Origin of the sequence: Xylophilus sp. GOD-11R (genome assembly GCF_033546935.1) — a bacterium.
In the GTDB taxonomy this organism is placed as follows: domain Bacteria; phylum Pseudomonadota; class Gammaproteobacteria; order Burkholderiales; family Burkholderiaceae_C; genus Xylophilus.
The window spans coordinates 825,980-844,645 of the sequence record NZ_CP137854.1; the positions used below are offsets into that span (position 1 = coordinate 825,980).

17 protein-coding genes are annotated in these 18,666 nt (G+C 60.4%); 15 read left to right on the forward strand and 2 right to left on the reverse strand.

Annotated features, from left to right (window positions below):
* Positions 1-49: 49 nt before the first annotated feature.
* From R9X41_RS03900 to R9X41_RS03925, 6 genes are all read left to right on the forward strand, one after another.
* Positions 50-820, forward strand: a complete 771-nt coding sequence (locus R9X41_RS03900; RefSeq protein ID WP_318633580.1) for a type III pantothenate kinase — start codon at positions 50-52, stop codon at positions 818-820.
* Between the two features lie 119 nt (positions 821-939).
* The gene (locus R9X41_RS03905) at positions 940-1,743 is read left to right on the forward strand and encodes an ABC transporter permease (protein ID WP_318633581.1); all 804 of its coding nucleotides are present in this window, start codon (positions 940-942) and stop codon (positions 1,741-1,743) included.
* Positions 1,733-3,121, forward strand: coding sequence for an ABC transporter ATP-binding protein (locus R9X41_RS03910; RefSeq protein WP_318633582.1), 1,389 nt, complete (start codon positions 1,733-1,735; stop codon positions 3,119-3,121). The genes R9X41_RS03905 and R9X41_RS03910 overlap by 11 nt, the downstream gene beginning before the upstream one ends.
* Entirely contained in the window at positions 3,114-6,407 is a 3,294-nt protein-coding gene (locus R9X41_RS03915; protein ID WP_318633583.1) for a glycosyltransferase, read from the forward strand. The genes R9X41_RS03910 and R9X41_RS03915 overlap by 8 nt, the downstream gene beginning before the upstream one ends.
* A gap of 21 nt (positions 6,408-6,428) precedes the next feature.
* Positions 6,429-6,863, forward strand: a complete 435-nt coding sequence (locus tag R9X41_RS03920) for a GtrA family protein (RefSeq protein WP_318633584.1) — start codon at positions 6,429-6,431, stop codon at positions 6,861-6,863.
* Positions 6,860-7,840, forward strand: coding sequence for a glycosyltransferase family 2 protein (locus tag R9X41_RS03925; RefSeq protein WP_318633585.1), 981 nt, complete (start codon positions 6,860-6,862; stop codon positions 7,838-7,840). The genes R9X41_RS03920 and R9X41_RS03925 overlap by 4 nt, the downstream gene beginning before the upstream one ends.
* An 8-nt stretch (positions 7,841-7,848) precedes the next feature.
* Here R9X41_RS03925 and R9X41_RS03930 read toward each other — a convergent pair whose 3' ends face one another.
* Positions 7,849-8,574, reverse strand: a complete 726-nt coding sequence (locus tag R9X41_RS03930; protein ID WP_318633586.1) for a glycosyltransferase family 2 protein — start codon at positions 8,572-8,574, stop codon at positions 7,849-7,851.
* Between the two features lie 69 nt (positions 8,575-8,643).
* Here R9X41_RS03930 and R9X41_RS03935 point away from each other — a divergent pair, with 69 nt between their 5' ends.
* The 5 genes from R9X41_RS03935 (at position 8,644) to R9X41_RS03955 (ending at position 13,107) form a co-directional block, all read left to right on the forward strand.
* Positions 8,644-9,741: an MraY family glycosyltransferase gene (locus tag R9X41_RS03935; RefSeq protein WP_318633587.1), complete on the forward strand. Its 1,098-nt coding sequence runs from the start codon at positions 8,644-8,646 to the stop codon at positions 9,739-9,741.
* Positions 9,742-9,779: 38 nt separating this feature from the next.
* Positions 9,780-10,670, forward strand: coding sequence for an acetylglutamate kinase (argB, locus tag R9X41_RS03940; RefSeq protein WP_318633588.1), 891 nt, complete (start codon positions 9,780-9,782; stop codon positions 10,668-10,670).
* Positions 10,671-10,748: 78 nt separating this feature from the next.
* A complete protein-coding gene (slmA, locus tag R9X41_RS03945; RefSeq protein ID WP_318633589.1) occupies positions 10,749-11,381 on the forward strand; it encodes a nucleoid occlusion factor SlmA in 633 nt (210 codons plus the stop codon).
* A gap of 45 nt (positions 11,382-11,426) precedes the next feature.
* Complete coding sequence (locus R9X41_RS03950; protein WP_318633590.1) at positions 11,427-12,272, forward strand: acyl-CoA thioesterase; 846 nt, start codon at positions 11,427-11,429, stop codon at positions 12,270-12,272.
* 70 nt (positions 12,273-12,342) lie between these two features.
* On the forward strand, positions 12,343-13,107 hold the full coding sequence (locus tag R9X41_RS03955; protein ID WP_318633591.1) for an enoyl-CoA hydratase: 765 nt from the start codon (positions 12,343-12,345) through the stop codon (positions 13,105-13,107).
* A gap of 10 nt (positions 13,108-13,117) precedes the next feature.
* On the opposite strand, the gene R9X41_RS03960 is transcribed toward R9X41_RS03955, so the two are convergent.
* Positions 13,118-13,552, reverse strand: coding sequence for an acyl-CoA thioesterase (locus R9X41_RS03960; RefSeq protein WP_318633592.1), 435 nt, complete (start codon positions 13,550-13,552; stop codon positions 13,118-13,120).
* A gap of 75 nt (positions 13,553-13,627) precedes the next feature.
* On the opposite strand from R9X41_RS03960, the gene R9X41_RS03965 reads away from it, so the two are divergent.
* The 4 genes from R9X41_RS03965 to R9X41_RS03980 all read left to right on the forward strand — a co-directional run bounded on the left by R9X41_RS03965 (position 13,628) and on the right by R9X41_RS03980 (position 18,602).
* Positions 13,628-15,538: an ABCB family ABC transporter ATP-binding protein/permease gene (locus tag R9X41_RS03965; protein ID WP_318633593.1), complete on the forward strand. Its 1,911-nt coding sequence runs from the start codon at positions 13,628-13,630 to the stop codon at positions 15,536-15,538.
* Positions 15,535-16,467 (forward strand): 2-hydroxyacid dehydrogenase, encoded by a 933-nt coding sequence (locus R9X41_RS03970; protein WP_318633594.1) that lies wholly within the window; start codon positions 15,535-15,537, stop codon positions 16,465-16,467. The genes R9X41_RS03965 and R9X41_RS03970 overlap by 4 nt, the downstream gene beginning before the upstream one ends.
* Positions 16,468-16,491: 24 nt before the next feature.
* Positions 16,492-17,487, forward strand: coding sequence for a LysR substrate-binding domain-containing protein (locus R9X41_RS03975; RefSeq protein WP_318633595.1), 996 nt, complete (start codon positions 16,492-16,494; stop codon positions 17,485-17,487).
* A gap of 212 nt (positions 17,488-17,699) precedes the next feature.
* Positions 17,700-18,602, forward strand: coding sequence for an amino acid ABC transporter substrate-binding protein (locus R9X41_RS03980; RefSeq protein ID WP_318633596.1), 903 nt, complete (start codon positions 17,700-17,702; stop codon positions 18,600-18,602).
* Positions 18,603-18,666: the final 64 nt, after the last annotated feature.

Consider the following 18,666-nt stretch of genomic DNA (forward strand, 5'->3'; position numbering starts at 1 on the left):
AGTACCGGCTTTCTCTCATGGCTGGGTTTTGACGCTGACGAGGTCGACCATGACTTTTCTTGCGGTAGATGTTGGAAATACTAGGCTCAAATGGGCTTGCTATGCCGACGGGGAACCAGGAAGAGCGCCCATTGCTCACGGCGTCGAATTTTTGGAGCATATCGATCGCTTGGCCGAGGGGGCTTGGTCGATACTGCCGATTCCACACGAAATTCTTGGATGCATCGTGGCGGGTGACGCTGTCCGTCGGCTTGTTGAAGAGCAGATGGAGATATGGGACACGACACCTCGCTGGGTTGTCGCCACGGCGTCGGAGGCAGGCGTCAGTAATGGCTACGAGCATCCTTCCCGTCTTGGCCCCGATCGCTGGGTTGCCATGATCGGTGCGCGTCAACGCATGTTGGCGAGCGGACGAACAAGCCCCTTGATTGTCGTGATGGTCGGAACAGCTGTAACTGTCGATGCGCTGGACGCCAATGGTCGTTTTCTAGGTGGGCTGATCCTTCCTGGCCACGGCATCATGTTGCGGGCACTGGAGAGCGGAACTGCGGGACTGCATGTTCCGACGGGGGAAGTCCGTACCTTTCCCACAAATACCAGCGACGCGCTTACGAGTGGCGGAACCTATGCCATTGCAGGTGCAGTTCAACGAATGCTGAAGCATCTTCGACTGCAATCTCCATGCACGGAACCGCTTTGCATTATGAGTGGCGGCGCAGGCTGGAAGATGGCTCCGCACATGCTGTGTGCTGTTGAGTTGGTGGATACATTGATATTCGACGGCCTTTTGACAATTGCCTCTACAAGGCGAGCACGTTAGCGTCTAGCGTCATCATCATGTCTGCATGTCATAATTTCAAAAAAATATGAATGACGGCGCTCTTTCCATCGAGCAAATTGCAGGGAGTTATTACATGTTGTACACAATGAATGCGTTTCATGAGGCCGACTGACGTATTGCGGTCGTTGCTGGTAAATCGCCATTTGATCGTGCAATTGGTGAGGCGGGAAATATCTGGCCGATATCGCGGCTCTTTTCTTGGAGTGCTGTGGACATTTGTAAATCCACTTTTGATGCTCGCGATTTACACCTTTATTTTCGGTTACGTCTTCAAGTCGCGTTGGCGCTCTGATGCTGCAAGTCCAATCGAGTTTTCGGTCGTGATATTTGCCGGTGTAATGCTTCACACGTTGATAGCAGAATGTATTAACAAGGCCCCTACCTTGATTGTGGGGCAGACAAATTTTGTTAAAAAAGTAATTTTTCCACTTCACTGCCTTGCTTGGGTCACAGTTGGTAGTGCGCTTTTTCACACATTGATTTCGATTTTTATTTTTTTGGTTGCGGTCGCATTCATGCAGGGATCATTGTCGATAGGAATTTTGTGGATGCCCGTGCTAATTGCGCCTTTCGCGCTCATGGTCGCAGGCGTTGTCTGGGTTGTGGCGGCCTTGGGTGTGTACTTGCGCGACATAGGGCAGCTCATGGGATTAATGTCGTCTGTGTTAATGTTTTTAGCCCCGATTTTCTATCCTCTTCAATCGGTTCCGGACCGGTTCCGTGCGATTCTTTATTTAAATCCATTGACCTTCGTGGTCGAGCAGGTTCGCGCCGTTGCAATTTGGGGCCAGCCTGTGGATTGGGTGGGATGGTGCGTTTACACCGCGGTTTCATTCTTGGTTGCTGCGTGCGGGCTGACGGTATTTCAGCGACTTCGCTCTGGTTTCGCTGATGTCCTCTGAATTTTCAATTATTGAAATCACGAATCTCAGCAAGAGATACGAGGTTTATACGCAACCCCGAGATAGGTTGCGTCAGATGATTTTCTCCCGTGTGAGGCGCTGGACTGGTCGGGAGCCGATAAAATATTTCAAAGAGTTTTGGGCGCTGCGGGATGTTAGCGTTTCAGTAAATTCCGGTGAAACACTGGCGATCATTGGTCAAAATGGGTCGGGCAAATCGACCCTTTTACAGCTTATATGTCGCACACTAACGCCTACCTCTGGCGAAATTGCGGTCAATGGGCGTATTGCCGCTTTGCTTGAGTTAGGCGCTGGATTCAACCCGGAGTTTTCCGGTCGGGAAAATGTGTACCTGAGCGGCTTATTGTATGGCATGAGTGCCGAACGTCTTCGGGAACGTTACGAAGCCATCGTCGACTTCGCCGAAATCGGTGAATTTATTGATCAGCCGGTCAAGACATATTCGAGCGGAATGTATGTGCGATTGGCCTTCGCCATTGCAGCGCACGTTGACGCCGACGTTCTCGTGGTCGACGAAGCCCTGTCAGTAGGTGACGTCCGGTTCACGCAAAAATGCATGCGATTTTTGCGTGATTTTCAAAAAAGGGGCACATTGCTTTTCGTCAGCCACGACACCGCGGCAGTGGTCGGGTTGTGTTCGCGTGCGATTTGGTTGGACAAGGGGCGACTCCGCATGGATGGTTCGGCCAAGGAGACGGTGGAGGCCTATCTTGCTCACCAGCATGCGCTGGATCGAAAAGAACAGGGGCATGTAGTTGCAGTGAAGGACGATCGGCTTGGTCCTTCCAGAGCTGCAGCACCCGAAACAGCAATTGATGACCGACGATGGGCAAAACTGCGCAGCCAAGGAGCCTTGGGGCAAGTGGCCTATTTTGATTTTGATCCGCAGGAGTCGAAGGACATTTACGGTGCAGGAGGAGCTCTCATCACCGATGCCTGCTTCCTGGATGCTGACGGGGGCCCGCTCGCTGTCAGCCATGGCGGGGAGATTGTCGAACTGGTGATGACGGTCGCTGTTTCAGAGCCGCTTGAGAACATGATCTTCGGTTTTTATTTCAAGGACCGACTGGGACAACGGCTTTTCGGGGACAACACTTTCCAGACCTATCTGGAAAAACCGGTCTCTGCCGTGCCCGGTGAAAAAATAAGGGCCCGATTCAAGTTCAGAATGCCGGTGCTCCCTTCGGGAGCCTACTCGGTCGACTTGGCGGTGGCATCGGGGACCCAGGTCGATCACACCCAACAACACTGGCTTCACGACGGACTGCAGCTACGCGCGTCCGATACTTCCATGCGTCACGGTCTGGTTGGTCTGCCGATGCTGGATATCACAGTAACTTCTGTTCCTCATGATTGAATTTACCGGCGAACGTTTCCTCCCGACAGAAGGTGGCGAAATCCACCACGAACACATGCATCGCTATTCATGGATCCGCTCCATATGCTCTGGTAAGGATGTCGTGGACGTTGCGTGCGGAGAGGGTTATGGCTCGGCCACGTTGGCGCCATTTGCAAAGCAAGTGGTCGGTGTCGATATTTCAGAGGCTTCGGTTTTACATGCTAAAGAAACATACGGCGCGCATAAAAATCTTCGTTTCGAAATCGGCAGTGCAACGGCTATTCCACTGCCAGATGCTTCTTGCGATGTAGTGGTTTCATTCGAAACCATTGAACATCTGTCCGATCAGGCTGAAATGGTGTCCGAGCTGCGTCGTATATTGCGCTCAGACGGTTTTCTCGTCATTTCGTCGCCAAATAAGAAAGTTTATTCTGATGATCGAGATTATAAGAATGAATTCCACGTCAAAGAGTTGTATTTCGACGAACTAAATACGCTGATTCGTGGCCAGTTCCCGGAAGTTATTTATTGGGGGCAACGCTTCATAACGGCCTCGGCAATGCTTCCCATGGTGCGCCGTGCCGGAGGGTATCAGGCCTTGGTCGCGGCAGAAGGCGCCATCGTAGAACAGACTGCTCTTGGCGAATCCGCCATGTATTTCATCGCGATATGTGCGGCAACGGCGGATTTGCTGCCGAATTTGCCGCCGAGCCTTTACATGGAGGATGGTCAAGATCTCTATCAGCAAGACCGACGAAACCTTCAATGGGCGTCGCGACTGGATAAGGAGGCCGCGGCCACTGCCAAGCGTCTCACCAAATTGCAGGCCGAATTCGACGATCGTTCGGCGTGGGCACTTCAACTCGACGTCGACAGGGAGTCGCTGGAAGCCGAGTTGGCTCTTGCGCGCAAAGAGCTCGACGATCAGAAAAAAAATGCTGCGCTGAGTTGTCATGAGCCCGTCGTTGTCGATGAATCGCCGGACGACGATGCGACCATAAAAGCGTTGCGGACCGAGCTTGCCGAGGTTAGTGCGCGTTATCGTCAATACCATCAATCGTGGTCATGGAAGTTATCGGCCCCGATTCGGATGGCGGGCCGCATCATGCGGGGCGAATGGGCTGTGATTCGGAACATTGTCAGGCCCTTCTGCATGCGGTGGGGGCGAGCGGCTTATCTTGCGCTTCCTCTCTCACCTCGAATGAAGATGCGCCTTGTAGCTGCCGTCTATCGTACTGCGGGGCCGCTTTTCAAAGGCATGGTGCATTACGAGGTCTGGCAACGGCAACGTGAGGCTGCTCATTCAAGTCGTCCAGTCGGTGATGGACCGGTCGAAGCGAATCGCTTTGCCGAGCTGCTGCGATCGATTCGGTTCGATGTCGTCGCTGCCCCAGACGTATCAATTGTCATTCCGACATACGGTAACCTGCCTTACACCTTGGCATGTGTTGCGTCCATTGCGCGGCATAAACCGAAGATTTCGATCGAAGTGCTGGTGGCGGAGGATGCTTCTGGCGATCCCGACATTGATAAATTGAAAGCAATACCGGGCTTGCGCTACGTCGCCCATTCAAAAAATTTAGGTTTTCTCCGATCGTGCAATGCGGCGGTCAAGAAGTCTCGAGGCCGATACGTCTATTTATTAAACAACGATACCGAGGTCACCAGCGGTTGGCTGGACAGCATGGTTGCATTGTTCGACAACGACCCGTCCTGCGGTATGGTGGGTTCCAAACTTGTCTATCCTGATGGACGTCTGCAGGAAGCCGGGGGAATTGTCTGGAAGGATGCTTCCGCCTGGAACTTTGGGCGCCTGGACGACCCGACGCGGAGCATCTACAACTATGTCAAGGAATCGGATTATTGTTCCGGTGCGTCGCTTCTTATCCGCCGAGAAGTGTGGGACCAGCTCGGCGGTTTCGACGAGCATTATTTGCCTGCCTATTACGAAGATACTGACCTGGCTTTTCGAATTCGGTCGATTGGAAAAAAAGTTCTTTATCAGCCGGCATCGGTTGTTATTCATTACGAAGGTATTTCGCACGGCACCGATACCGGCAGTGGCGTCAAGCTTCACCAGTCAACTAACCTAGGTAAGTTCCGTCAGCGATGGGCGGAAGTTCTTGAAGAGTCACATCTGATCAATGGTGTGAATCCGTTTCTCGCACGCGATCGCTCCGTTGTCCGAAAGACCATTCTGGTCGTCGATCACTACATTCCTCAACCAGACCGAGATGCTGGCTCGCGCAGCATGTGGTGTGTGTTGCAGCAACTCGTTGCTATGGGGATGAATGTCAAATTTTGGCCGGCAAACTTGTGGCATGACGTTCACTACGCAACGCTGCTGCAGCAGGCAGGAATAGAGGTGATGTACGGCAATGAATATGTCGGGCGATATGGGGCCTGGGTAGAGGAACATGGCGCAGACCTCGACTATGTACTGCTAAGCCGGCCCGATGTTGCCCTCGAGCATATTGGCCCTTTGCGCAAGCATTCGAGCGCGAAGATTCTGTTTTACGGACACGACCTTCACCACGCCCGACTGATGAGCGAATCCGAAAAGACGGGGGACGCTCGCCTGGCACGCGAGGCAGAAGAAAAACGTATTTCCGAGGAGTCGGTTTGGCGAGACGTCGACGTCGTGTACTACCCATCGCACACCGAAACCGCGACAGTGCAGGCGGTGGTGCCCAATGTGGTTGCTCGCACGCTGCCGCTGTTCTATTTCGAAAACGGCGCCGTGGTGGCGCCACTGGCGGAGCGTAAGCGGCATCAACTCCTGTTTGTTGCCGGCTTCGGGCATCCGCCCAACGTGGATGCGGCGCTTTGGTTGGTCAGAGAGATATTTCCCCGCGTTCTGGCTGAAATCCCGGATGCCCACCTGATACTCGTCGGATCCAATCCTAGTGAGGCCGTCATGGCACTGGCAGGGCCGTCCGTCACCGTCACGGGTCATGTCAGTGACGCCGATCTTTTGACTTATTACCGGACGTCCGGCGTGGCCGTGGTACCGCTGCGATTCGGTGCGGGAGTCAAGGGGAAGGTGTTGGAGGCATTGCATCACGGACTGCCGCTGGTGACGACATCCGTTGGAACGCAGGGTCTGGAAGGACTGGATCAGTTGATACCGGTTGCCGAGGATCCAGCCAGTCTTGCTGCCGGCGTGGTGCAACTCATGCGCGATGACGCGCACTGGTCGCATGTCAGTGCTGCAGGGCGACAATTCACCAGGGCGCGTTTTTCGCGAGAGGCGATGTCTTCCGTACTGGCTCTCGACATCGATGCATCCGCGCGGCGGACCTGAACTCTTTCAATGAGCGCATCCATGGATTCCGTGCCGCAAAATTCAGCTGTTGAGGGTATTGCCGTGCACGGTCTTCCCGCCGTATCGAGAACGAAAAGCCAGATGCTCCGATTTCTCATGGTCGGCGTGCTCAACACAGCGGTTGGCTACGGCTTGTTCGCTGGATTCACCTGGATGGGTATGGCTTATCCATTGGCCATTGCGCTGGCGACGCTCCTGGGCGTCGCGTTCAACTTTCAAAGCACGGGCCGACTGGTTTTTGGAGGCGCCGACAGGTCGCGACTTCTTCGGTTTTTGCTTGCGTACGCGTTTATCTACCTGACCAATGTGGCAGCCGTCGCGCTGCTGACCTATTTCGGCCTGTCGGTCTTTTTGGCGAATGGACTGTGCGTGCTGCCGCTCGCCTTGCTTTCTTTCATGCTCCAGCGCCGGTTCGTCTTTTCACATTCCGTATGAAACACATCACCATCGTCACGCCCTGCTACAACGAAGAGGCGAACGTCGAAGAGCTCTACCGTCAGGCGCGCGATGTCATGGCGCAGATTCCCGATATCCGCTATGAGCATCTGTTCATCGACAACTGCTCGCTGGACCGCACCCCGGAATTGCTTCGCAAGCTGGCGGCCGCCGATCCTGCCGTGAAAGTGATCTTCAACGCCCGCAACTTCGGTCATATCCGTTCGCCTTACCACGGGCTCATGCAGGCACCCGGTGACGCGGCGATTTTGTTGGTAGCCGACCTTCAGGATCCGCCGGAACTGATCAAAGAATTCATCGCCCGTTGGCGCGAGGGCGCAAAGCTCGTTGTGGGCGTCAAACCGACTGCGGACGAATCCGGCGCCATGTTCGCCATTCGACGTCTCTATTACCGGACCGTCACGAAAATCGCAGATGTTCGATTGATCCAGAATTTCACCGGATTCGGTCTTTACGACCGCCAGGTTCTGGACGAACTCCGGCGAATAGACGACCCCTATCCCTATCTGCGCGGTCTCGTGTCCGAAGTCGGGTTCGATGCGGTTCAAGTTCCCTACAACCAGCCACGACGCAAGCGCGGAATTTCCAAGAACAATTTCTACACGCTCTACGACATTGCAATGCTCGGCATCACCTCGCATTCGCGGGTGCCTTTGCGCGTGGCGACCATTTGCGGATTCCTGTTGTCGGGACTGAGTCTGCTGCTGTCGATCTTCTACCTGCTGGTCAAACTTATTTTCTGGAACAACTTTTCCGCGGGTGCAGCACCCATGTTGATCGGCATGTTCTTCTTTGCTTCGGTTCAGCTTTTCTTTATCGGTCTGCTGGGAGAGTACGTGGGCGCCATCCTGACGCACGTGATGAAGCGTCCTCTGGTGGTCGAGCGCGAGCGGCTCAATTGGCCCGAGCGCGTAACGGCGACCTCACCGGATCCTGGCCAGACCACTGGCCGCTAAGGTCGGCGCTATCCACCGGCGCGCAGCAGCGCCCGGTAGCGCCAGAACGCGCTTGAGGTCCAGAGACGCACCAGGCTGGTCATGTGCCAGCGCAGATGGCTATGGTCGGCGTGGCTTGCACGGCGGGCGTCGTGCTCAACCTGCAGTTGCTCGCAGATCTGGATGCGCTTGCCGGCGAGGCGCAGACGTGCACTGATGTCGAAGTCTTCGCCGTACATGAAATAGCGGTCATCGAAGCCGCCGACCTCGCGATACGCCGTGCTGCGAAACAGCATGAACAATCCAGGGAGCCAGGCTGGATTGGTCGGGGTAGGGTAGCCCGGTTTGCGGCGATTCAGGATTTCCAGCGGCGTCAACAAACCGCGATGCGCCTCGGGCGTAGTCTTGCCGGGTTCAAAAACGCGCGGTGCGAGCAGGCCTGCGTCCGGCCGCGCGTGGGCGAGCAATGGCGCAAGTACGTTGGACGACAGCCGGATATCGGGATTGAGCACGAGAAACCACGGGCTGCCGCCATGCGCCGCGAAGGCCGCGTTGTGGTTGGCGCCGAAGCCCTTCGGATGATTGTTGTGTATCAGGTGCAGCGCATACGACGCGGCGGGAAGTTCTCCGATGATCTCCGTCCGGTTGATGGTCAGCACGACCCGCTCTACTTCTGCGCTGCAGAGTCGCGCCAGTTGTTCCAGCAAAGGCTTTATCAACTCGATCTGGCCATGGCTCACGATGGAGACCGTCACGGGCGCGCGCGGGATAGGCAATATTGTCATGGTCTAATTTGGCCGGCGGATTCTAAAGTCCGCCCCCAGATGATCACACTTATTGTTTTTAGCTTTCTCGTCGCCAGCGTTGCCGTGTTCGTGTTGCTGCGTCGAGCCAAGCAACACGCCCGGCTTTATGGGGCCGACATGCCTCAGCGCTTTCATGCAGGCGATGTACCGCGCCTGGGCGGCGCCGGCATTCTGGTGGGGACTATCGCGGGCTGGCTCATGGCCGGCCTCCAGCCCGGTGATCCTTTTCATGTGGGGTGGAGTGCCGGTGCTGCAGCCCTTGCCGTGGTTTGCCTGCTGCCGGCGGTGGTCGGGGGCATTCTGGAGGACATCACGCAGCGTGTTCCGGCACGCCTGAGGCTGGTGATCACGCTGTGCTCGGCGGCGATGTTCTGCTGGCTACTTGGTCTCGGCATCGATCGCGTAGGGATCCCCGCGATCGACGCAAGGCTGGCTTCATCGGCCTGGCTCGCGGCGATCTTCGCCGCGTTCGCCATCGGAGGTCTACCCCATGCGTTCAACTTGATCGACGGCTATAACGGCTTGGCCGGTACCGTGTCGATGTTGACCTGCCTGGCCATCTCCCACGTGGCATTGCAACTTGGTGACCGCCAGCTCGCCGCGAGCGTGCTGTGCCTCGCAGGCGCGACCGCCGGGTTTCTGGTTTTCAACTACCCGCGCGGCAAGATCTTCGCAGGCGATGGTGGGGCATATGTCTGGGGCATGGTGATCGCGGTGGCCTGCGTGACGCTGGTGCAGCGACATGGCGCGGTATCTCCATGGTTTCCGGTGCTGCTGCTGGTCTATCCGGTATGCGAGACCATGTTTTCCATCTACCGGAAGATGGCGCGTGGTCAATCGCCGGGCGCGGCCGACAGGTTGCATTTCCACCAGTTGATCTTTCGACGCCTGGTCAGGCCGGTGTTTCTCGATGACGAGGACCGCCAATTGCTCATGCGCAACAACAAGACCGCGCCCTACCTCTGGATGTTTTCCGCGAGCTCGATCGTTCCGGCGGTGCTGCTCTGGCGCAACACGGTCGCGCTGGCGATCTTCAGTTTGCTGTTCGTCCTCGCCTATGTCGCCGCCTACCTGATGATCGTGCGCTTCAAGGTCCCTGGCTGGCTGCGGTTCTAGACTTCGGCTATTCGCACCATTTCCATCCTCAAGATTTCATGGACAACCTCGAATCCCTCGCCCCCCGCGACAAGGCCGAAATCCTGGCCCAGGCGCTGCCCTACATTCGCCGCTTCCATGGCAAGACCATGGTGATCAAATATGGCGGCAATGCCATGACCGATCCGGCGCTGCAGGCCGACTTCGCTGAAGACGTGGTGCTGCTCAAGCTGGTGGGCATCAACCCGGTGGTGGTGCATGGCGGCGGTCCGCAGATCGAGACCGCGCTCAAGCGACTGGGCAAGAAAGGCGAATTCATCCAGGGCATGCGGGTGACTGACTCGGAGACGATGGAAGTCGTCGAATGGGTTCTGGCCGGCGAGGTGCAGCAGGACATCGTCGGGCTGATCAACCAGGCGGGCGGCAAGGCCGTGGGCCTGACCGGCCGCGACGGCGGCCTGATTCGCGCCAAGAAGCTGCGCCTGCCCGATCGTGACGACCCCAACAAGTTCCACGACGTCGGCCAGGTCGGCGACATCGTGCAGATCGACCCTTCAGTCGTCAAAGCCCTGCAGGACGACCAGTTCATCCCCGTCATCAGCCCGCTGGGCTTCGGCGAAGAGAACGAGAGCTACAACATCAATGCCGACGTGGTGGCCGGCAAGCTCGCGACGGTGCTGCAAGCGGAAAAATTGTTGTTGCTGACCAACACGCCCGGCGTGCTCGACAAGTCGGGCACCTTGCTGACCGACCTGAGCGCTCGCGAAATCGACGAGCTCTTTGCCGACGGCACGATCTCCGGGGGCATGCTGCCCAAGATCGAGGGCGCACTCGACGCTGCGCGTAGCGGGGTGAACTCGGTACACATCATCGACGGCCGCGTACCCCATGCACTTTTGTTAGAAATCCTCACCGATCAAGCGTTCGGAACAATGATTCGATCACATTGATGCAATAAGACCCATTTTCTGTTCCTGCCAACGCAGCCACTGTGCGAGAATGGACAAAGATTACGCACGGTTACAGCTATGTCCGAGGCAGCATTGAATTCGACTGAGGAGCCGCAATCCGCGGATGCACCGGCGTCCAGTACGCGCAAACGACCCAAGCCGGGTGAACGGCGGGTTCAGATTTTGCGTGCGCTGGCCGAGATGCTCGAGAAGCCAGGCGCCGAACGCGTCACGACGGCGGCCCTGGCCGCACGTCTTGACGTCAGCGAGGCCGCCCTCTACCGACATTTCGCCAGCAAGGCGCAGATGCTGGAGGGGCTGATCGAATTCATCGAGCAATCGGCTTTCACCCTGGTCGGCCAGATCGCCGATCGTGGTGACGGTTCGCAGCCGCAGGCTGCGCAGCTCGTCACGATGCTGCTCCAGTTCGCCGAAAAGAACCCCGGCATGACGCGGGTGATGGTCGGCGACGCGCTGGTGTTCGAGAACGAACGACTCCAGCAACGCATGAACCTCTTCTTCGACAAGTTCGAAGCTGCCTTGCGCCAGGCGCTGCAGGGCGGTGACGAAGCCACGGACGACAGCGATGCCGCCATCCGTGCATCGGTGCTGTGCGCGTTCGCGGTGGGGCGCCTGCAGCGCTTCGCGCGCTCGGGCTTCCGTCGGATGCCGTCGGAAAATCTGGAAGCCAGTCTCGGCGCCATGCTTTGAGTCACGCGCGCCGCCTGGCGCGCGCTTTCTGTGTGTAATCGCCCGATGCCTTGCGATCCACCCACCGAATCCCTTCATCCGCTCGACCAGACCACCGCACTGCAATCTTCCGGTCCGCACCACTGGCGCGGCCAGCCGGGCAAGCTCTACTGGAACATGGTCGGTCCGTTCGGCGGCACCACCGCGGCGACCCTGCTGCATGGCGTGCTCCTGCATCCCGAACGCATCGGCGAGCCGGCGGCCCTCACCGTCAATTACGCGGCGCCGCTGGCCGACGCTCCATTTCTCCTTGAAGCGCGACCCCTGCGGACCAACCGGTCCTCGCAGCACTGGTTCCTGTCGATGACGCAGACGGATGCGCAGGGCGCGACCGTCACGGTGGCCTCGGGCACCGCGGTCACCGCCTTGCGTCGCGACACTTGGTCGGGCAGCGAACTGCCGTTGCCGCCGGTGCAGCCGTTCGACCGGGTTCGCACCCGAACGCTGGCAGCGGGGTTCGACTGGACACGCCATTACGACCTCCGAATGCTCGACGGCGACCTGCCCGAAGCCTGGGACGGCGGCGAGGCGCCGGACAGCGTTACCCGCCTGTGGATACGCGATCAGCCGCCGAGGCCGCTGGATTTTCTATCGCTCACCGCGATGAGCGATCTTTTCTATCCGCGCGTATGGCGACGCCGTGCGCATCGCACGCCGGCGGGCACCGTGTCGATCACCGTTTATTTCCATGCGGACCAGCCTGCCCTGGATGCGGCCGGCAGCGGGCCTCTGCTTGGTGAAGCGCGCGGACAGGAATTCCGCCACGGCTTCTTCGACCAGCGCGCCCAGTTGTGGAGCGCCGACGGCACGGTGATGACGACCACGCACCAGCTCGTCTATTACCGCGACTGAGCCTCGACGAGCCCTTTGCGCCAACGCATAGACTCGGCGGCCCGACCCGCCAGACCACGCCCGAACGACCATGAGCGACATCCTCAGCCACACCGAATCCGGCGTCCTCACGCTGACCCTGCACCGGCCCGACCGCAAGAACTCGATCAATGCCGCGATGTACACCGTGCTCGCCGACCTGCTCGAGGGCGCTGCGTCCGATCCCGCCATCCGGGTGCTGGTGGTGCAAGGCAGCGAAACCGTGTTCTCGGCCGGCAACGACATCGGCGAGTTCATCGAGTCGCCGCCTCTCGACCAGGAAGCGCCGGTGTTTCGCTTCATGCGCTGCCTCGCTGCATTTCCCAAGCCCTTGATCGCGGCGGTCTGCGGGCCGGCAGTGGGCATCGGCGCGACCATGCTGTTGCATTGCGATCTGGTCTACGCCGGCGACAACGCGGCCTTCTCGATGCCCTTCGTCAACCTGGGCCTCTGCCCCGAGGCCGGCTCCAGCCTGCTGGCCACGCGCATGTTCGGCCACCACCGCGCAGCCGAGGCGCTCTTGCTCGGCGAGCCCTTCATGGCGGAAGCGGCACTCGAGGTCGGCCTCGTCAACCGCGTCGTGCCGCCGAGCGAAGCCTCGACCGTGGCCGCGATGCAGGCCCGCAAGCTGGCGCAGAAGCCGCTGTCGGCAATGGTGGAAACCAAGCGCCTCATGAAGCTGGAATTTGCCCAGGCCCTGCCGCAACGCCTGGTGGAGGAGGGCGAGGCCTTTGCGCGACTGGTGCAGGCGCCGGCCGCGCGCGAGGCCTTCGCGGCCTTCGCCGAAAAGCGCCGGCCCGATTTCACCGGCCTGTAAACCGGTCCTGTCAGTCGGCCGACGGCAGTTGGCCGTCCAGGCTGGGCAGCGGGCGCGGGCGTCCGGTGTCGTCGATCGCGACATAGGTCAGGGTGGCCTCGGTCACCTTCACATAACGGCCCTGGTCGACATAGCGCTCGGCGAAGACCTCGATCTCGACCGTGACCGAGGTCGTGCCCACGCGCACCACCTTGCCGAAGAAGGACAGGATGTCGCCGACCCACACCGGTTGCTTGAAGACGAACTCCTTCACGGCCACGGTCGCCATCCGGCCGCGGGTATAGCGCGCGGGAATGATGGAGCCGGCAATGTCGACCTGCGCCATCACCCAGCCGCCGAAGATGTCGCCGTTGAGATTGCAGTCCGACGGGCGCGGGGTGAGCTTGAGCACCAGTTCCTTGTCAGTGGGCAATGCGGTGCCGTGGGGCATGCGCGAGTCGGTCATGGGCACAATCTCCTGCTGAAAACCAAAACAACGAAATAACGGAAAGTCAGACGGACGCCATTGTCCGGCCACACGATGAGAAGTTACGGCGAGGCGGCATCGAGGCCGTCGCAATCCCCCGCATCGGCGCATGCAACCCCACCCGCCGGCGAACGCGCGCGCCGGTCGGATCTCGCCACCTTGCAGCGCCTGCTGCCCTATCTTTGGCGTTACAAGTGGCGCGTGGTGATCGCGCTCGCCTTCATGGTGGGCGCCAAGCTGGCCAATGTCGGCGTGCCGCTGTTGCTCAAGAACCTGGTCGACCGCATGACGCCGCACAGCGCCGACGGGCGCTTTGGCGCGGAGTCGGTGATCGTCGTGCCGGTGGCGCTGCTGCTCGGCTACGGGCTGCTGCGGCTCTCGACCTCGCTGTTCACCGAACTGCGCGAACTGATCTTCTCCAAGGCCACCGAGGGCGCCTCACGCAGCATTTCGCTGGAGGTCTTTCGGCACCTGCACGCCCTGTCGCTGCGCTTCCACCTGGAGCGGCAGACCGGTGGGATGACCCGCGACATCGAACGCGGCACCCGCGGCGTGCAGTCGCTGGTCTCGTATTCGCTCTACAGCATCGTGCCGACGCTGATCGAGGTGGCGCTGGTGCTCGGTCTGCTGGCGATCAAGTTCGACGCCTGGTTCGCCGTGATCACCGGTGCGGCGCTGGTGGTCTACATCGGCTTCACGGTCAGCCTCACCGAATACCGCACCCACTTCCGGCGCCGCATGAACGAGCTCGATTCGTCGGCGCACAGCCGCGCGATCGATTCGCTGCTCAACTACGAGACGGTGAAGTACTTCGGCAACGAAGACTTCGAAGCGCGCCGCTACGACGAGAACCTCGACCGTTACCGGCAGGCGGCGGTGAAGAGCCAGCGCACCCTGTCGCTGCTCAACGGCGGGCAGCAGTTCATCATCGCCGTGGCGTTGGTCGCGATGCTGTGGCGCGCCACCGCGGGTGTGGCGGCCGGCCGCATGACGCTGGGCGACCTGGTCATGGTCAATGCCTTCATGATTCAGCTGTATCTGCCGCTCGGCTTCCTCGGCGTGATCTACCGAGAGGTCAAGCAGAGCCTCACCGACCTCGACCGCATGTTCGGCCTGTTGGAGACCCAGCGCGAAGTTGCCGACGCGCCAGGCGCGCGCCCGCTCGCGGTGCCGGCCGAGGGTGCCTCGGTGCGATTCGAAGACGTCGACTTCGCCTACCACCCATCGCGGCCCATCCTGCACGGCGTGAGTTTCGAGATTCCGCCCGGGCGCACCGTGGCGGTGGTCGGGCCGTCGGGTTCGGGCAAGTCCACGCTGGCACGCTTGCTCTATCGCTTCTACGACGTCGGCACCGGCCGCATCCGCATCGCCGGGCAGGACATCCGGGAGGTGACGCAGACCAGCGTGCGCCAGGCGATCGGCATCGTGCCGCAGGACACCGTGCTGTTCAACGACACCATCGGCTACAACATTGGTTACGGCCGGCCCGAGGCGAGCCAGGCGGAGATCGAGGAGGCCGCGCGCGCGGCCCGCATCCACGATTTCATCCGGGCGCTGCCGCAGGGCTACGAAACGCCGGTGGGCGAGCGCGGCCTCAAGCTCTCCGGCGGGGAGAAGCAGCGGGTCGCCATCGCCCGTACGCTGCTCAAGAACCCGCCGGTGCTGATCTTCGACGAGGCCACCTCGGCGCTCGACTCGGCCAACGAACGCGCCATCCAGTCCGAACTCCATACGGCTGCCGCCGGCAAGACCGCCTTGGTCATCGCCCACCGGCTCTCCACCATCGCCGATGCGCACCAGATATTGGTGATGGATGCCGGCCGCATCGTCGAGCGCGGCACCCATGCGCAACTGTTGGCGTCCGGCGGTGTCTACGCCCGCATGTGGATGCTGCAGCAGCAGAGCGGCGAGGCCGCCGACATCCTCCATCCCACCGACCGATCCATCCGACCCTTCGCGCCATGAAACCTGTCGTCCTGATCCTGAATGTCCTGGCGGACGCACAACGCTCCCAGATCGAGCAACACTACCAAGTGATCTACGCACCGACGCCGCAAGCACGCGCCGAGCAGATCGCCGCCCACGGCGCTGACGTGCAGGCCGTGCTGACTATCGGCACCGTGGGGCTGACGGCTGCCGAGATCGACGCGATGCCCCGGCTCACGCTGGCCTGCACGCTGGGCGTCGGCTACGAACAGGTCGACACCACCTACGCCCGTGCCCGCGGCATCGCCCTGGCCAATGGCGCCGGCACCAACGCCGACGTGGTAGCCGACCAGGCCTTCGCGCTGCTGCTAGCCGTGGTGCGCCAGATTCCCGCCAACGACCGGGCCGCGCGTGGCGGCGCCGACCGTGACCACATGCCGATGCTTCCCCAGGTCGCCCGCAAGCGCATGGGCATCATGGGACTGGGCGCCATCGGCGCCAAGATCGCGCAACGGGCGATCGGCTTCGACATGGAAGTCGGCTATTACAGCCGCACGCAGCGCGCGGATTCACCGCATCGGTACTTCGCCACCCTCGCCGAGCTGGCGCAATGGTGCGAGGTGCTCGTCGTCGCCGCGCCGGGCGGCGCTGCGACGAAGCATGCGGTCGATGCCGATATCCTCGCGGCCGTCGGTGCAAACGGTTACCTCGTCAACATCTCGCGCGGCAGTGTCGTGGATACCGATGCACTGGCCGCCGCGCTGCGCAACGGCGTCATCGCCGGCGCCGGGCTCGACGTCCACGAAAGCGAGCCGGCGCCGCCGCTGCCGCTGGTGGATCTCGACAACGTGGTCCTCAGCCCGCACGTCGGTGGCCGCTCGCCGCAGGCGGTGCAGAACACCCTCGACCGTTTTCTGGCGAACGCCGACGGTCATTTTTCCGGCAAGGGCGTCGTCTCACCGATCTGAGCCGGGCGCTTCCATAATCCGCCGATGGAAACCAAGTGGCTCGAAGATTTCGTCAGCCTGGCCGAGACCCACAGTTTCAGCCGGTCGGCGCAACTGCGGCATGTCACCCAGCCGGCGTTTTCCCGGCGCATCCAGGCCCTGGAAGCATGGGCCGGCACCGACTTGGTCGACCGCAGCTCGTACCCGACGCGGCTGACGCCGGCCGGCGAGACCCTGCATGCGCAGTCGCTCGAAGTGCTGCAGGCGTTGCAGGCCACCCGAGCCATGCTGCGTGGCCATACGGCGGCCGGCAAGGACGTGATCGAGTTCGCGGTGCCGCATACGCTCGCCTTCACCTTCTTTCCGACCTGGCTCACCTCGCTGCGGACCGGCTTCGGGCCGATCAAGAGCCGGCTCATCGCACTCAACGTGCACGACGCCGTGCTGCGGCTCATCGAAGGCAGCTGCGACCTGCTCATCGCCTATCACCACCCCGACCAGCCGTTCCGGCTCGATCCGGACCGCTATGAAATGGTGAGCCTGGGCGAAGAAACGGTCGCGCCCTTCGTGCGACCCGATGCGTCAGGCCAGCCGATGTACCTGCTGCCCGGGCGCAGCGTGCAACCATTGCCCTATCTTGGCTATGCACCAGGGGCGTACCTCGGTCGGGTGGTGGAGGGCCTGGTCAAGCAGGCCGCCACGCCGATTCATCTGGATCGGGTCTACGAAACCGATATGGCCGAAGGCCTGAAGGCGATGGCGCTCGAAGGCCACGGCGTGGCATTTCTGCCGGCAAGCGCGGTCAAGCGCGAGTTGCGCAGTCGCCGGCTCGTCAGCGCCGCACCGCCCAATCGGGAAGACCTGACGGTCAAACTCGATATCCGCGCATATCGCGAACGCCCCGCCTTGACGCGCGAAACCGGTGCACGCACCCGAACGGGGAGCCGGATTGGAAAAGCGGCAACCAAACGTATCTCCGACGCCTTGTGGAGCTATCTCGCCTCGCAAAATCCGGCGCAAGGTCATGACGATTTTGCATAAACTGTGAGGCAAACGGCATTGGCTTGTGGGCCTTCACTGGACCTACATTCCCCCGCCAGCAGACCGTGGACACATGTTGCGAATGTAAATATGTGTCAGGCACGAAGACTGCTTTCTATCAAGGTACGATGCTCGTTCGCCCCGATGCACCAGTTGTGGGCGTGTCGCTTAATCGGTATCCCACGTTTTTTGTTCCAGTTTTAGGAGTACGCATGAAGAAGCATCTGTTGACGCTCGCAGCCATTCTGGCCGTTTCGACCGGCGCGATGGCCCAGAGCAACGACACGCTGGCCAAGATCAAGTCCTCGGGTTCCATCACCCAGGGCGTGCGTGAATCCTCCGGTGCCCTGGCCTATACCCTGGGCAACGGCGTCTACACCGGCTTTCACTACGAAGTCTGCGCGAACATCATCAAGGACCTGCGCCGCCAGCTCGGCCTGAGCACCCTGGAAATCAAGTACCAGCCGGTCACTTCCGCCAACCGCATCCCGCTCGTCAAGAACGGCACGGTCGACCTCGAATGCGGCTCTACCACCAACGACGCGTCGCGCCAGAAGGAAGTTGCCTTCGCCAACACGCTGTACGTGGAAGAAGTGCGCATCGCGGTCAAGGCCAACTCCCCGATCAAGTCGATTGCCGACCTCAATGGCAAGACCGTGGCCACCACCACCGGCACCACCTCGGTCCAGCTGATCCGCCAGAACAAGCGCGGCAAGAACCTGGACTTCAAAGAAGTCACCGGCAAGGATCACGCCGACAGCTTCCTGCTGCTCGAATCCGGCCGCGCCGACGCCTTCGTGATGGATGGCCAGATCCTGGCCGGCAACATCAGCAAGTCCAAGGCGCCGAAGGACTTCAAGATCCTGGACGACGTGCTCTCCGTGGAGCCGATCGGCATCATGATCCGCAAGGACGACCCGGCCTTCAAAAAGGCGGTGGATGACAGCATTGCTGCACAGGTCAAGAGCGGCGAGATCGCCAAGCTCTACGACAAGTGGTTCCTGAAGCCGATCCCGCCGACCAACACCGCCGTCGGCCTGCCGCTGTCGCCGGCCACCAAGGCTGCCTGGGCTAACCTGAACGACAAGCCGAAGGAAGAATACCCGCAGCAATAAGCGCGGCAAACGCCTGATCGTGCAAGCGCCCGCCCCCTACAAGCGGGCGCTTTTTGTTTGCCCG